The 12,626-nt window shown below is 37.7% G+C and carries 15 protein-coding genes; 5 read left to right on the top strand and 10 right to left on the bottom strand.

From position 1 onward, the window contains the following. Positions 1-85 precede the first annotated feature (85 nt). The 4 genes from MHH87_RS06005 to MHH87_RS05990 all read left to right on the top strand — a co-directional run bounded on the left by MHH87_RS06005 (position 86) and on the right by MHH87_RS05990 (position 4,631). Complete coding sequence (locus MHH87_RS06005) at positions 86-334, top strand: ferredoxin (RefSeq protein WP_340748420.1); 249 nt, start codon at positions 86-88, stop codon at positions 332-334. A gap of 346 nt (positions 335-680) precedes the next feature. Further along, the gene (locus tag MHH87_RS06000) at positions 681-1,457 is read left to right on the top strand and encodes an enoyl-ACP reductase FabI (protein WP_340748419.1); all 777 of its coding nucleotides are present in this window, start codon (positions 681-683) and stop codon (positions 1,455-1,457) included. A 661-nt stretch (positions 1,458-2,118) separates the two neighbouring features. After that, on the top strand, positions 2,119-3,531 hold the full coding sequence (locus tag MHH87_RS05995) for an alanine/glycine:cation symporter family protein (protein WP_340748418.1): 1,413 nt from the start codon (positions 2,119-2,121) through the stop codon (positions 3,529-3,531). A gap of 410 nt (positions 3,532-3,941) precedes the next feature. Continuing rightward, positions 3,942-4,631 carry an Ltp family lipoprotein gene (locus MHH87_RS05990; protein ID WP_340748417.1) on the top strand — a complete coding sequence of 230 codons (690 nt, stop codon included), beginning with the start codon at positions 3,942-3,944 and terminating at the stop codon, positions 4,629-4,631. A gap of 40 nt (positions 4,632-4,671) precedes the next feature. Here MHH87_RS05990 and MHH87_RS05985 read toward each other — a convergent pair whose 3' ends face one another. The 3 genes from MHH87_RS05985 to MHH87_RS05975 are packed head-to-tail and all read right to left on the bottom strand — an operon-like array spanning position 4,672 to position 7,061. Beyond that, on the bottom strand, positions 4,672-5,205 hold the full coding sequence (locus MHH87_RS05985) for a hypothetical protein (RefSeq protein WP_340748416.1): 534 nt from the start codon (positions 5,203-5,205) through the stop codon (positions 4,672-4,674). A gap of 13 nt (positions 5,206-5,218) precedes the next feature. Beyond that, positions 5,219-5,755, bottom strand: a complete 537-nt coding sequence (locus MHH87_RS05980; protein WP_340748415.1) for a replication-relaxation family protein — start codon at positions 5,753-5,755, stop codon at positions 5,219-5,221. 4 nt (positions 5,756-5,759) lie between these two features. Next, positions 5,760-7,061, bottom strand: a complete 1,302-nt coding sequence (locus MHH87_RS05975; RefSeq protein ID WP_340748414.1) for an FtsK/SpoIIIE domain-containing protein — start codon at positions 7,059-7,061, stop codon at positions 5,760-5,762. Between the two features lie 241 nt (positions 7,062-7,302). On the opposite strand from MHH87_RS05975, the gene MHH87_RS05970 reads away from it, so the two are divergent. Then, on the top strand, positions 7,303-7,536 hold the full coding sequence (locus tag MHH87_RS05970; RefSeq protein ID WP_340748413.1) for a helix-turn-helix domain-containing protein: 234 nt from the start codon (positions 7,303-7,305) through the stop codon (positions 7,534-7,536). A 12-nt stretch (positions 7,537-7,548) separates the two neighbouring features. Here MHH87_RS05970 and MHH87_RS05965 read toward each other — a convergent pair whose 3' ends face one another. The 7 genes from MHH87_RS05965 to MHH87_RS05935 form a co-directional block, all read right to left on the bottom strand. Continuing rightward, complete coding sequence (locus tag MHH87_RS05965) at positions 7,549-7,911, bottom strand: hypothetical protein (RefSeq protein ID WP_340748412.1); 363 nt, start codon at positions 7,909-7,911, stop codon at positions 7,549-7,551. Positions 7,912-8,067: 156 nt separating this feature from the next. After that, positions 8,068-8,832: an N-acetylmuramoyl-L-alanine amidase gene (locus tag MHH87_RS05960; protein WP_340748411.1), complete on the bottom strand. Its 765-nt coding sequence runs from the start codon at positions 8,830-8,832 to the stop codon at positions 8,068-8,070. Next, the gene (locus tag MHH87_RS05955; RefSeq protein ID WP_340748410.1) at positions 8,829-9,251 is read right to left on the bottom strand and encodes a phage holin family protein; all 423 of its coding nucleotides are present in this window, start codon (positions 9,249-9,251) and stop codon (positions 8,829-8,831) included. Before MHH87_RS05955 ends, MHH87_RS05960 begins: the two co-directional genes overlap by 4 nt. Before the next feature lie 70 nt (positions 9,252-9,321). Then, positions 9,322-9,696 (bottom strand): hypothetical protein, encoded by a 375-nt coding sequence (locus tag MHH87_RS05950; protein WP_340748409.1) that lies wholly within the window; start codon positions 9,694-9,696, stop codon positions 9,322-9,324. 79 nt (positions 9,697-9,775) lie between these two features. Continuing rightward, positions 9,776-10,924, bottom strand: coding sequence for a siphovirus ReqiPepy6 Gp37-like family protein (locus tag MHH87_RS05945; RefSeq protein ID WP_340748408.1), 1,149 nt, complete (start codon positions 10,922-10,924; stop codon positions 9,776-9,778). A 2-nt stretch (positions 10,925-10,926) separates the two neighbouring features. Beyond that, complete coding sequence (locus MHH87_RS05940) at positions 10,927-11,154, bottom strand: hypothetical protein (RefSeq protein ID WP_340748407.1); 228 nt, start codon at positions 11,152-11,154, stop codon at positions 10,927-10,929. Next, complete coding sequence (locus MHH87_RS05935; protein ID WP_340748406.1) at positions 11,151-12,617, bottom strand: hypothetical protein; 1,467 nt, start codon at positions 12,615-12,617, stop codon at positions 11,151-11,153. Before MHH87_RS05935 ends, MHH87_RS05940 begins: the two co-directional genes overlap by 4 nt. Between the last annotated feature and the right edge of the window lie 9 nt (positions 12,618-12,626).

Raw genomic sequence — 12,626 nt, 5'->3', positions numbered from 1 at the left:
TCGTAGTATTATGTTGAAAAGTCTAGTAAACAGATTTAGAATAATAAAGAGCTTAAGGAAGCGAACGGATAAAGGAGAGGTAATAATGCCAAAATATACAATCGTAGATAAAGACACTTGTATCGCTTGTGGCGCTTGTGGCGCAGCTGCACCCGATATTTATGATTATGATGATGAAGGAATTGCTTTCGTTATTTTAGATGATAACATGGGTACTACTGAAGTTCCAGATGATCTACTAGAAGATATGCAAGATGCATTCGAAGGCTGCCCAACAGATTCTATCAAAGTTGCGGACGAAACTTTCGACGGCGACTCATTAAAATTCGAATAGTACTACATGAAAAGGCTGCACCAAAATTCGACTTTCGCTCGAATTTGGTCCAGCCTTTTATTTTAATGAATAAGAAAGTGTAACTGTCCCATGCCATACAGAAAAACGAATGAGGAATAACAAAAGCGCTAAGACCCATGCTTAGCCCCGACAAGCGAAGACGCTCTTTGCCTCCCCGAGGAATCGAAGCTACCTCTAACTTAGAGATTGGCACAAGGTTAGCTTGCTCCATGTATTTTTTACATAGTAGCTGTCAACAATTAAGTATTGATTAACACTTTTCATAATGTTATAGTGAGTTTTAGTAGTTGGTACTAATAACTAGTATTTATAAGGGGTGTAAAATATGGATTTATTACAATTAACAAATAAAAATATCGTCGTGATGGGCGTAGCAAATGAACGCAGTATCGCTTGGGGCATTGCCAAAAAGTTGCTAGAAGTTGGGGCTAATGTTATTTTCACTTATCGTAAGGAACGCTCAAAAGGAAAAATTGATAAAGTGCTGGCTAATTACCCAGACCATAATACAGCAGTCGTTGAATGTGACGTTAATAGCGATGAGAGCATTGCAAAAGCGTTCACAGAAATCGGTGAAAAATACGGGGTCATTCACGGGGTTGTCCATTCTTTAGCCTTCGCCAATGCAGAAGACTTAAAAAACCGCTTTGTTGAGACGACACGTGACGGCTACGCATTTGCACAGGACACGAGCTCATACTCATTAATCGCAGTAAGTAAAGCGGCAAAACCTTATATGACTGAGGGTGGCTCGATTGTCACAATGAGTTATTTAGGTGCTGAACGCGTTCTTGATGGCTATAACGTAATGGGCGTAGCAAAAGCTGCATTAGAAGCTTCTATGCGCTACCTTGCTGCCGATTTAGGTGCAGACAATATTCGTGTCAATGCCCTTTCAGCTGGTGCAATTCGTACACTTGCTGCAAAAGGCATACCAAGCTTCAACCAAATTTTACACAAAATTGAAGACACTGCCCCACTAAAACGCAACACAAATCAAGAAGAAGTTGCAGACATGACGCTTGTGATGCTAAGTCAGCTATCACGCGGTGTTACAGGCGAAACGATTTATATCGACTGTGGCTATAATATTATGGGGTAAACTGCTCTCGTTAACAGCCCATACAGCATTTAACGAAAATTGTAGAAGATATATGATGCACTTGCATTAGAAAGACACATCTCGCCCAATATAGGGCGAGATGATGTCCTTACTTATGTCGATATGAAAGTTATACTTTCTTATCGGGTCTTTACTAAAACATGTGCTTTACTTTAAAAGAAAGTGTACTACTTTATAGGCACATGGAACGGAAGGCGGCGACTCCTGCGGGAAAAGCGTGAGCCTTGAGACCCCGCACGAAGCGAAGCGGAGGAGGAGGCTCAAGCCACGCCCGCGGAAAGCGTCCGCCTGGAGTGGAATGTGCTGTCAAGTACAGATTTTAGTGTAGAGCCTTCTTATCTCCTAAAAAAATGAAAAACGCATCTGTTTCTCCATATTATGGAGTCAGATGCGTTTTTTTCGTTCAGTTTACTACTCTCAAATGCAGATCAATACAAGCATATTTTCAGACAGCTATAGAAAAGTAAAATCAGGAAACAATACTATCCACAGTCCAGATTTCAGTAAATTTATGCTTTTTTAGAATTAATTATGTATTTCCGGACATTATTTTGTCATTTTTCTTATTTTGTAGAAAAAACACTTACTATTTTGATATAGTATACGAATGTCAATTAACTAAAAATTAAGGAGGTATACAATGGCAGTTATCGAAAACTTTGTAGCACAATTAAATAATTTCCTTTATTCATATTTAATGATTTACATGCTCATCGGGATTGGTCTATTTTTTACAATTCGTACAAAATTCATACAGTTCCGTTTATTACCAGAAATGTTTCGTGTTATAACAGAAAAAGCGCCTATCGGAAAAAACGGCAAAAAAGGAATTTCTTCATTCCAAGCATTCACGATCAGTGCTGCGTCACGTATCGGAACAGGAAACGTTGCTGGTGTTGCAACAGCTATTGCACTTGGAGGTCCTGGTGCGATCTTCTGGATGTGGCTAATTGCTCTCATCGGTGCAGCTTCTTCCTTCATAGAAAGCACACTTGCGCAAGTCTATAAAATACGGGATGGAGAAGTATTCCGTGGTGGCCCTGCGTACTATATGCAAAAAGGGCTTAATAAGCGGTGGATGGGCATTGCTTTTGCCATAGCCATTACGCTTTGTTATGGTTTTGTCTTTAACTCCGTACAAGCAAATACAATTGCAATCGCCTTTAGTAATAGCTTTGGCACTTCTCGAGTTATCATGGGCTTAATTTTATCTGTGCTTACCGGGCTCATTATTTTTGGTGGTTTAAAACGGATCGTTAGCATAACAACCTATTTAGTTCCTATCATGGCCATCGTTTATATTGGATTAGCTTTAGTTATTATGATGATGAACATTAGTGAGTTACCAAGTTTATTTTTATTAATTTTTAAATCAGCTTTTGGTGTTGAAGAAGCGTTTGCAGGGATGATTGGTGCAGCGATTATGAATGGGATTAAACGCGGACTTTTTTCAAACGAGGCCGGTATGGGTTCTGTACCAAATGCAGCCGCAACAGCAGATGTTTCTCACCCAGTAAAACAAGGTTTAATTCAAACATTAGGTGTATTTATCGATACCTTAATAATTTGTACATCAACTGCGATGATTGTTTTATTAAGTGATGCATATTTACAAGCAGATGCCCAATCAATTAACTTAACACAAGCTTCACTAACAGAACATCTTGGTAGCTGGGCTGGTGCGTTACTCGCAGTCATCATTTTCATGTTTGCGTTTAGTTCAGTTATCGGAAACTACTATTATGGTGAAACAAATATTGAATTTATTAAACAATCAAAAACAGCACTTAATATTTACCGCCTATTAGTTGTGGCATTTGTATTCTTTGGCTCTATAGCAAAAGTGCAATTAGTTTGGGATTTAGCAGATGTATTCATGGCATTTATGGCGCTTATTAACTTAGTCGCGATTTTAATGCTTTGGAAAATTGCGAAAAAAGTATTGGACAACTATATGGTTCAAAAGAAAGCTGGCAAGGAACCTGTTTTCTATTCGGATGACGTTGGTGATATCGGAGAAGTTGATTGTTGGGAACGCAACCGACAGAACTAAAGAAAGAAGCTGAACGCATGTAATCGTTCAGCTTCTTTTTACTTTACTAATACATCTTCATATATTGCTCCCGTTCCCATGGGTGTACAGTTGTACGGATTCTGTACCTATATAATAGGTTAAGTTATGGTATACCATAAACGTTGATATTAAAGGTTTTTACCAATTGTATTCCACATAAAACACCATGATAAATTATGAGTATGTGGGCAGTTTGTGGACAATTGACTTTTGGATTTGTGGACAATCATATTTGAGTGCCCTATGCATACGTTATGCATACTGTCGTTCTCGTAAATATGCAGTGATATTATAGGATACTAAACAAGCATAAAGTACAGTTATTGTTTTTGGGTGTATACAAATGGTTAAATTATCCATTATCATATACTAGAAGGATGGTGGTAATTATGGATAATTTATTTCTAATTGTTTTTTTATTGAGTGTACTAGCTTTGGTTGGTTTTGGCGTCCTATCGTTAATTAGTTTTGGTAAAAAGGATGCTTTAAAGGGTAAGAAAATGTTGAAGTATACAGGTGGATCAGTACTTGCATTAATCATTTCTTTCGTGGGATTTGGTGTTACAACTGATTCTGTTGAAAAGGCAGAAGAGGATAATACTGTAGCAGAAGTAGAAGCAGCCAAAACTGAGAAAGTCGTAGTTGAAGAAACTGAGGAAGAAAAGGCTGCACGTGAAGCTAAAGAAGCCGAAGAAAAAATAGTAGCTGAACAAAAAGCAAAAGAGGAAGAAGAGGCTAAAGCTAAAGCGGAAGAAAAAGCAAAAGAAGAAAGTGTCCCAAGAGAATATAAGTCTGCATTAAAAAAAGCAGAATCATATGCGAAGACTATGAATATGTCAAAGGTAGGTATTTATGAGCAATTAGTATCGGAATATGGAGAGAATTTCCCTAAGGAAGCTGCTCAATATGCTATCGATAATATTAAATTTGATTGGAAAGAAAATGCATTAAAAAAAGCGGAGTCATATGCAGAAACTATGGATATGTCAGATTCAGCTATTTATGACCAATTAATTTCTGAATATGGGGAAAAATTCACTCCTGCAGAAGCGCAATACGCTATCGATAACTTAAAATAACCAAAAAGCCCTCCACAATTGTGTGGTTGGGCTTTTTTCATTAAATCGTTTTACCAACTTCACGTAGAATGTCAAAAAATAATGGTGATAGTTGAATGAGTACATATCCTAATCCTGCTTTCATTATCATATCCCATGCTTTTTCGGAATTCCCAAACATAAAGAAGAAGCAAGCACCCACCATAATAACACTAGCTATCGGAAAACTAATCGCTACTAAAATTTGAATTAATGGATCCAATGCGTGTGCTAAAATATCAAGCGATTTATCTGCAATGAGTCCAGTGTTGGACGGAATAGGCGTCGACATAGTTACGGGTATTAATTCAGGCGCTTGTGAGAAAACGTTCAAAGCAGGTTCTGTAACTGTTGGAGGTGTCATGACTGGGGCAATTGTAGTAGTTGTTGTAAAGCGATTTATAATATACGGAACGCTTGCTAGTAATGGAATTGATGCAGCAACAACCATTGTTCTCTTGGTTGCGTATTTATTACCTTCCTCTTTCAAACGGTCCGAGAAGTCTGTATATTCAGTAGCTGGCACTACCTCAACTTTCAACTTCTTACCAAACACATCGTTTCCTCCTTCATTTTATATCGTCGAGTGTATATACCTTTACGACACGTAGCTCTCCACAAAGTTCTTTTAACTGTTGCCTTCGCAATTCTGTAGTCGTCAGCCAAACGATTGTAGGAAAATAACCTAGCTTTGCCTCGATTAAACCGTTACTAGCTAATTCTTCATATCGCGCGATTTTAGCCCGATTTTCTTTCATAGGTTGCAATCGGTCAACTTCTAAAAAATGATGTTGCAAACTCTTTGTATACATCGCGTCTGTGACGACATGCGTTTTTCCATCAGATATTTTAACTTCATTCCGCCAATCCGGTGGACAATTCGAAAACAACCAAAACTCATTCCGCAAAACGGTGTGTTGGACATGGCCGCCTTTCTTGCGAATCTTAGTGCACTCAACATAGCCCCTACCTAACTTACTTAAGTAGTAAATACTCTGGTATCCCTCGCGCATACATGCTATATAATCCGACAAATCGCGGAGGACTCTATTGGCATTACGCACTTTCCCTAACTCAAAATAATGATTGAGTTGATCGCGTGTCATAAAATCAAACTTCTTCAAAAGTAACAGTATCTGCTCGTCCCGATGGCTCAACTGTTTCTTTGACAATTTTGATTTCCTCCTTCTTTTTGATGTAAGGAGTAATTGTGTTGTGGATGGTTTCTGGAGTAATGAGTGGAGTTTGAAGAATTTCGCGTTTGTCTGCGGTCTGATAGATAGCTCTACCTTTTATTTGCGGAAGGAGTTCGGCACCTGTCTCATCTAGTACAACCCTTGAAGCGGTAGCGGATTGAACACGAAACGATAGTTTTGCATCACTATTTTGTTTACATTGACGAGGAATAACATCACCTGTTGGGTATTGAGTAGCGAGTATCTGACGGAATCCAAGTCCAGCTCCTAATCGAGCAATTTGGCTCATGAGTTTTTGGCATTCTTCTTTTAATTTCTTTTCATCTCTAGTCACGGCTTCAGCAGGATTTAATTCACCTACCTCATCAATGATAATAAAATAACGTTCTTTTATATTTGCTTGCTGCACATTCTTTTTACCCATCATTCGTAACTGATTTTGAATGGCCCGCATTCGTTCGTAAGCTAATTGCAGTGTAGTTAAAGCTTCTTCGGGTTCGTAAGCAATTGATACGGTCTGTTTAATGTTCTCGTAATCGCATAATTCAACTCCACCTTTTAAATCGATAAGGAATAAATGTACTTGCTCTGGATTGCTCTGTATTAAACTCGTGATCATTGAATTGATAAAATTACTTTTACCATACCGAGTAGCGCCGCCTAAGACCAAGTGCGGTATTTTTTCGAAGTCGTGATATCTAAACGCGTTTTTATCACGTGTAACACCCACTGGTATACACCAATTTCCCCCGGCTTTAAATTCTACTTGTTTGGGCATGGGCTCGTTGTAAACTTTTACTATTAATAACCCATCGAAATCTAATTCAATTTCTTTTCTCTCGGTCAGTTTTGTCTTCCACAGTTGTTGAAGATTGTTGATCAAGTTCGAATCAATTTGTAACTTTTTCAAGTCCTCAAAAGTGATGTGTTGACGTCTGTTATTTAATCCGTCCTCCAATACTTTAAATTTATTTAGGTAATCATCAAAGCTACGACCAAGCGGAATTCGGTATTTGTATTCCATTCCCCAGTCGTATGATTTCTTTTTTATTAACTGTGTAGTCAACGTATCTTTTCCGTCCTTTACATTTAATCCAGACAAAGAAATAATTCGCTGAATTTTCCCGCTGTCATTTACATTTAGTCCCTTCTTTTCAAGAAATGCTTTAATGGCAATTCCACCCAAAAAAGTTGTCGTAAAAATTTCGAACAGCAATTTGCATCTCCTTTCGTTTGAGGTTGCGCCACTGGTTCTCTTACATAGTAAGAGTTACGGCAATCAAGCATATCAAAGTTGATTTTGGAGTATTGGGAATAAAGGGTTTTGGCACTACCAAGTCGAATACTAAGGTAGCATTAAATGAGGTATATGATGAGGTATTGCATCTGGTAGTATTGTATTTCCGAAATTCGTAAATTATGACAATCGTAATTGAGTAAATTTATGGAGTGATGAAATGGGGCGAGAAATCGAAATCAAGTTGAAGGGGATATTAAAGGATAGAGGAATGGAACAAAAGGATCTTGCTGCATTAACGAAATTATCGAATAGGACTATTTCTGAATTGGTAAACAACAAAGTAGTTCACGTCCCTAAAGTTTCACTATGCAAAATCGCCGATGCATTAGAAATCGATGATATTAGGGAATTAATTGATTTTAAACAAAAAAAAGACCGCTATCCAAAGTAATGGATTAAGCGGTTATTTTCTATCCTCTGGCGTGTGATAAGGCATACCTAACAATCGATTTGTTTCTTCTTCGACCCAATTTCGTAGAGCTACATTCATATACCTTCTTGTGTCTGCATTACCTCTTACCAACACTGCATATTCTGTGACTTCTCCATCCACTCTATCCGATTGAATTTTAACTCCGAGCTTACCGAGTTCCGATTTCGTTGTTATTAAGTCTTGCTGCAACTCTTTTATTTTTACATCAAACCATGTTGCAAAAGCTCGTTGCATTTTAAATGTAGTCAACTGGTTACGTTCATGCTCGAATGTGCGGATAGTTAGGTTTAAGATGATTTGTCTGTGGATCAGTGATTGAATTTCATTTAGCATATTACGACCTCCATTTCACTTCATTATAGAACAAATGTTTGTATTTTGTACATAAAAAAAGTACCACCCTCTACAATAAAGTAGAAAAGGCGGTCAATTTTGAACAAAGACTTGATACACTTATATTATAATACAATTGGATATTATTTCGAGTGGTTATTTTGCAAGTGCATATAATGTCGCAAGTCCGATAATGTCGTGTTTTTTTAATTCACCTTTATCGAAAGCATCTTGCCACGATTTATTAAACGCGCCTGCTTTAATACCTTTCGCAATTAAATCCTTTTGTGCATTCTTATCTTTAATGAGAGCATCTGTTTTAACCTTTAATGTAGGGCTTGAAAACTCCATTTCAACATCTCCTTTACTTGTTACTCTTTTTCCGACGGCCGCTGCTAATACCTCTGCTATCGCTTGGCAAATTTTCTCGAAATCACGTTGGTAGATAGCAGCGTCAATAGTTGAGTTAACAAAGCAAATCTCAATTAAGATGGCCGGCTCATAAGTGCTAGCAAGTACACCCAAATCTTTTCGTTGTTTAGCACCACGGTTTAACAAGCCACCACCTGTTGCATCGCTAATGGCTTCAGCAATTTTAGCTGCTAAATCCTTTTGATCGTAGTAAAGAACCTCTGTGCCAATAGCTCTGTTTTGAGTGCCACCAGATGCGTTAAAGTGAATCGACACGATAAGCCCGTCTTTGTCCTTGTTGTGCTCTTTTACGAGCGCATCAATATTCTGCTTCTGATTTGTTGATGTGTTGTCCTCAAAGTATGTGGCTGGCACCTTCCATGACTTTAAAATATCATAGACACGTTTTGTTACCTTTCTTGCTTCTGTTACTTCATTCAAAATACCGTTAGAGCCACTACCTGTGTTCTTCCAATGACCAGGGTGAAGTTCGATTTCTTTTACTGTCATTTGTCCTCACCATCTTTCGATTTATCATCATTATCCATTTGCAACTGAGTGAACGCATTTGCTAAATACTTCGGAACACGAATGCCTAGCTTACCTAAGTTTTCAATCATACTGATACCTTCCATACCAATTAAAAATAGAATCATTGCATTTCGCATAAAGTTTCCACTCTCTGTTGCCATGTCTAATTGCACTGCAGCAATGACCATCAACCCCATTGCAGTCTTTTTAATTAAGCCTTTAAACATCTTTTTGCTTTCAGTTTTCTTGAAGACTAGGCTCACCATAAATCCTAGTGCATAGTCGATGGCCATAAATATTACTAATGCTTTTATCAAGTGGTCAATACCTCCGACAAGGTACCCTATCCACGCCATTAAGCCACCTACGATTGATGTATATAGTGTGTCTGTTTTCATATAACACTTCCTTTTTTGCATAATAAATGCCCTCCACAAATGAAACGTGGAAGGCAACTCATTGTTAATACTATTTAATTTCGCTCTCGCTCAACGAAAACTCGTTAACACCTTTAAATCTATAAATTCGCTTCACAACTTTTCTACCATTTCCATGTAAACCAAAATTAAGGGTTCCTTCTGATGCCTGTACACCTATCCCAGCACTCCCGGAATTATCATAAATCTCTTCGATTTCCACTTCTTCAGCGTGTTGTATTCTTTGAGCTATCGCTAATTCTTGAGCTACTCTCGCTTGATTTTCAGAAATTCTGTGTTGTACCTCTTGTAATTGTTCTTCACTTTCTAGTTCTGCAACATTTCCCCGCTCGCTTACGGTTATTGATTTTTGGATAGATTCAGCCAATTTGCTTGTTAGTAATGAGATTAATTCTAAGTCTAGCATGTTAAAAAAACACTCCCTTCTAAATATTAGATTACTACAGGAGGTAAAGTTTTACTTCTATTATTTTGTCGCACTGTAATTATCTTCTAACCTCCCCACTAATTTGTGAGAGTTCTTGTTTTATTTTTTGAATAAGAGTTGGCCTGTTATTTCCAAACGTAGCTTCAATACTAAAACCACTTTGCTCATAAATCTCTTTAACTTCAGTAATTCTCGCATTCATTGTGATTCGCCAATCGACATTCTGGATAGTTGGAATATCGCCAAGATCATAGTCTTGTTGATAAACAAAAGGGCTATTCGTTAATATCTGCCCTTCTAAATATTCTTCTTGCATCAGCTCATTTAATTGTTGTTGTCCACGATCCGTTAACGATTGAATAATTTGTTGCACTGGAATAGGTTGTTCCTCATCGTCAACTTCTGCAACGTCCCTTGCATCGATAAATATTTCATGACGTTTTAATCCTGCGTATGAGCCAACCGCTACAATTCGTCTTTCAATACCTTCACCCTGCCCAGCTACAATTGCTACATTTTTAAAATTGAGTTCGCTTTGAGTGTAATGCATCGATTTAAGCGATTCGAATTGTGGACTGAATACAACTGGAGGATTCATCGACTGATTAACTGTTAAATCTCTGCCTTCCACAATATCGAATACCCACTGCTTATTAGCGATATCAAGCGTTACATCCCAACCAAGACCACTTCCAAGAGATAATGTACTCATTTCTTCACCAACGTTTTTAAAACGTGAAGAATAAGAAATATTGCTACCTCTAGCTAAATCGGGTGCAATCACTAGTTGTGGTACTTTACGCCTTGCATCTACTGGATTGACAAGGTTTTGATTAACGTAATGCTTCATGACTGTTTCTGTGTTGCCTGACTTATTATCATAAGCAGTGCGTTCAGGTGGCATCGTAATACGCTGCGCAACAATCGATTTTAATGCATAACCTTTAATCAACCAGTTCTCCGTGATTTTACCGTTTTCATCAAGTTCAATTTCCCTGTGCTTAATAATAAAAACCTTATTCAAGTTGTTTCCAACAAGAATAAGGTTATCCTTTAATAATGTATCTGAGTATTTTTTGTAACGATTAATACGTAATTCAATAGCGCCGATGCCATGCCAGGAACGAATGAAGAACATGGATTCATAGTTGTCGATTTCGGCTAAAATGTCCATGTTTAAGGATAATATTCGAATGGGCTTTTTCATTGTTATTCATCAAATGCAGTTAGTTCAATTTGCTCTTTAATCGCCGCAATCATATCTTCTTCTATGGCTGCAAAAGGCACCTCGCTAGCCATGAATCTAAATTGTTTATCTTCTCCACCAACTACAGCCACTATGCGCCTAGCATAATAGTGTTCTTCTACAGCACGAGTTGGCTGTCCGATTGTTGGATTTTTAAATTGTAATTTCGATTCCTTTAATACAATATTCATTGCAATACCTCCTCAAATTCTGTTACTTCTGTTATTTCGTCAACTTCAAAAGAATAGGTTTCCCCATACCACGATTCTCCTGCTTCTCTTTCAACACCTTTTATATACCAATCTTGAACGTTATCATCATTACGAGTACCAATTACTAAAACTTTATATACTCTTGCTTTTTCACAAGTGACTAGCAATTTATCACCCATGACTTCCCCATAAGCTCTACCAAAATGTTTGAATGGATTAACCCACACATCGACATTTATATTAAGATGCTCAAAGTAATCTGGTAGTATGACTTCTACGACATCATTATCATTTACAGCTTCAACTGTATATCTGTATAAAGTGTCACCTGTAGTAGGGCTTTCTACAGCACCATGTCTTATTACATGCGTATGTTTTTTATATGGATGTGGATGTGGTATTTCGAAATTCTTTGTACCTGTCACACTTAATGCCCCTCTGACAATCCACTTATTAGTGAAACTTGGGTCACCAATTATGCCTTCATTTGAATTAAGTGCTGTTACCCCATAACCCAAAGCTGTAGCCATATTTGCTTCTGCTTTACTGAAGGCACCTAAAGCCAATGTTGCCGTTCCCCTTGCAGACGATAGAGAACCAAAAGCTGAAGCATACGTCCCTTGGGCGATAGATGAAGAACCTACATTTGGCGTACTAGAATAAACAACATTATACGCTTGAAGTGCTAAATTACGAATACTATAGGTTGCAATTGTTGTTGGTACTAAATCTTGGGTATTTGCACTGGAATCATTTGTTAATAGAACAATACCCTTCACAGATGTAGTAGCATTTTGTACAGGCGTCGCACTAATGACTCCATTATTGACATTTATTCCTGTCCCTATTTTAACGTGACCGAATTCGTTTATAGAAGCCTTTTTACCCATATGTTCTGAAAGTGCATTATCATCAAAATTAGGTAAAATATTACTCCCTGCATATGGACAAATGATATCCGTACCACGTTCATCCGTTACGGCATTTGTGGATATAAACGTTTGTCCACCGATTACCTTTACTTGTGCAAGGCTGATTTCATAAAGGTTAGGTGTTTGAGTTAACGTTGGAGCCACTGGACTAGTGGTTGGCACACCTTTCTTGATAAATGCTTTTACATAACGAGCTTCTGTACTTAAATCCAGTCGGATAACCACACGATCAATACGGCTATTTCCTAAGGTTTCAGTGTCATGAGTCAATTCTTTAAAGCTATCATTTTCGTAATATTTAGCTTCTACAAATGCGATACCCGTATTTATTTTTGTGACCATATTAGAACCATTAGCACTTACAGCTAGCATATTGCCAGTACCCTTCATAACTCCTGTCGTAACAAGCGCTCCGAAATACTTCGTAAACTGTTGTGCATTATACTCTCTGTCGTATGTGACACCATCATCTAGTAAAACTGCATCAAAAAAACTATAATGTTCTGCCATTATTTCACT

Source organism: Solibacillus sp. FSL H8-0538 (assembly GCF_038003525.1).
GTDB lineage: Bacteria > Bacillota > Bacilli > Bacillales_A > Planococcaceae > JBBOPI01.
This window is presented reverse-complemented; position numbering and strand designations above follow the sequence as displayed.

Bases quoted from the DNA above. Each gene is read 5' to 3' on its own strand.
- MHH87_RS05965 (WP_340748412.1), bottom strand. From the start codon at position 7,911: ATGCTAAATGAAATTCAATCACTGATCCACAGACAAATCATCTTAAAC.
- MHH87_RS05990 (WP_340748417.1), top strand. From the start codon at position 3,942: ATGGATAATTTATTTCTAATTGTTTTTTTATTGAGTGTACTAGCTTTG.
- MHH87_RS05955 (WP_340748410.1), bottom strand. From the start codon at position 9,251: ATGAAAACAGACACACTATATACATCAATCGTAGGTGGCTTAATGGCG.
- MHH87_RS06005 (WP_340748420.1), top strand. From the start codon at position 86: ATGCCAAAATATACAATCGTAGATAAAGACACTTGTATCGCTTGTGGC.
- MHH87_RS05980 (WP_340748415.1), bottom strand. From the start codon at position 5,755: ATGACACGCGATCAACTCAATCATTATTTTGAGTTAGGGAAAGTGCGT.
- MHH87_RS05995 (WP_340748418.1), top strand. From the start codon at position 2,119: ATGGCAGTTATCGAAAACTTTGTAGCACAATTAAATAATTTCCTTTAT.
- MHH87_RS05945 (WP_340748408.1), bottom strand. From the start codon at position 10,924: ATGAAAAAGCCCATTCGAATATTATCCTTAAACATGGACATTTTAGCC.
- MHH87_RS05950 (WP_340748409.1), bottom strand. From the start codon at position 9,696: ATGCTAGACTTAGAATTAATCTCATTACTAACAAGCAAATTGGCTGAA.
- MHH87_RS05960 (WP_340748411.1), bottom strand. From the start codon at position 8,832: ATGACAGTAAAAGAAATCGAACTTCACCCTGGTCATTGGAAGAACACA.
- MHH87_RS05940 (WP_340748407.1), bottom strand. From the start codon at position 11,154: ATGAATATTGTATTAAAGGAATCGAAATTACAATTTAAAAATCCAACA.
- MHH87_RS06000 (WP_340748419.1), top strand. From the start codon at position 681: ATGGATTTATTACAATTAACAAATAAAAATATCGTCGTGATGGGCGTA.
- MHH87_RS05935 (WP_340748406.1), bottom strand. From the start codon at position 12,617: ATGGCAGAACATTATAGTTTTTTTGATGCAGTTTTACTAGATGATGGT.
- MHH87_RS05970 (WP_340748413.1), top strand. From the start codon at position 7,303: ATGGGGCGAGAAATCGAAATCAAGTTGAAGGGGATATTAAAGGATAGA.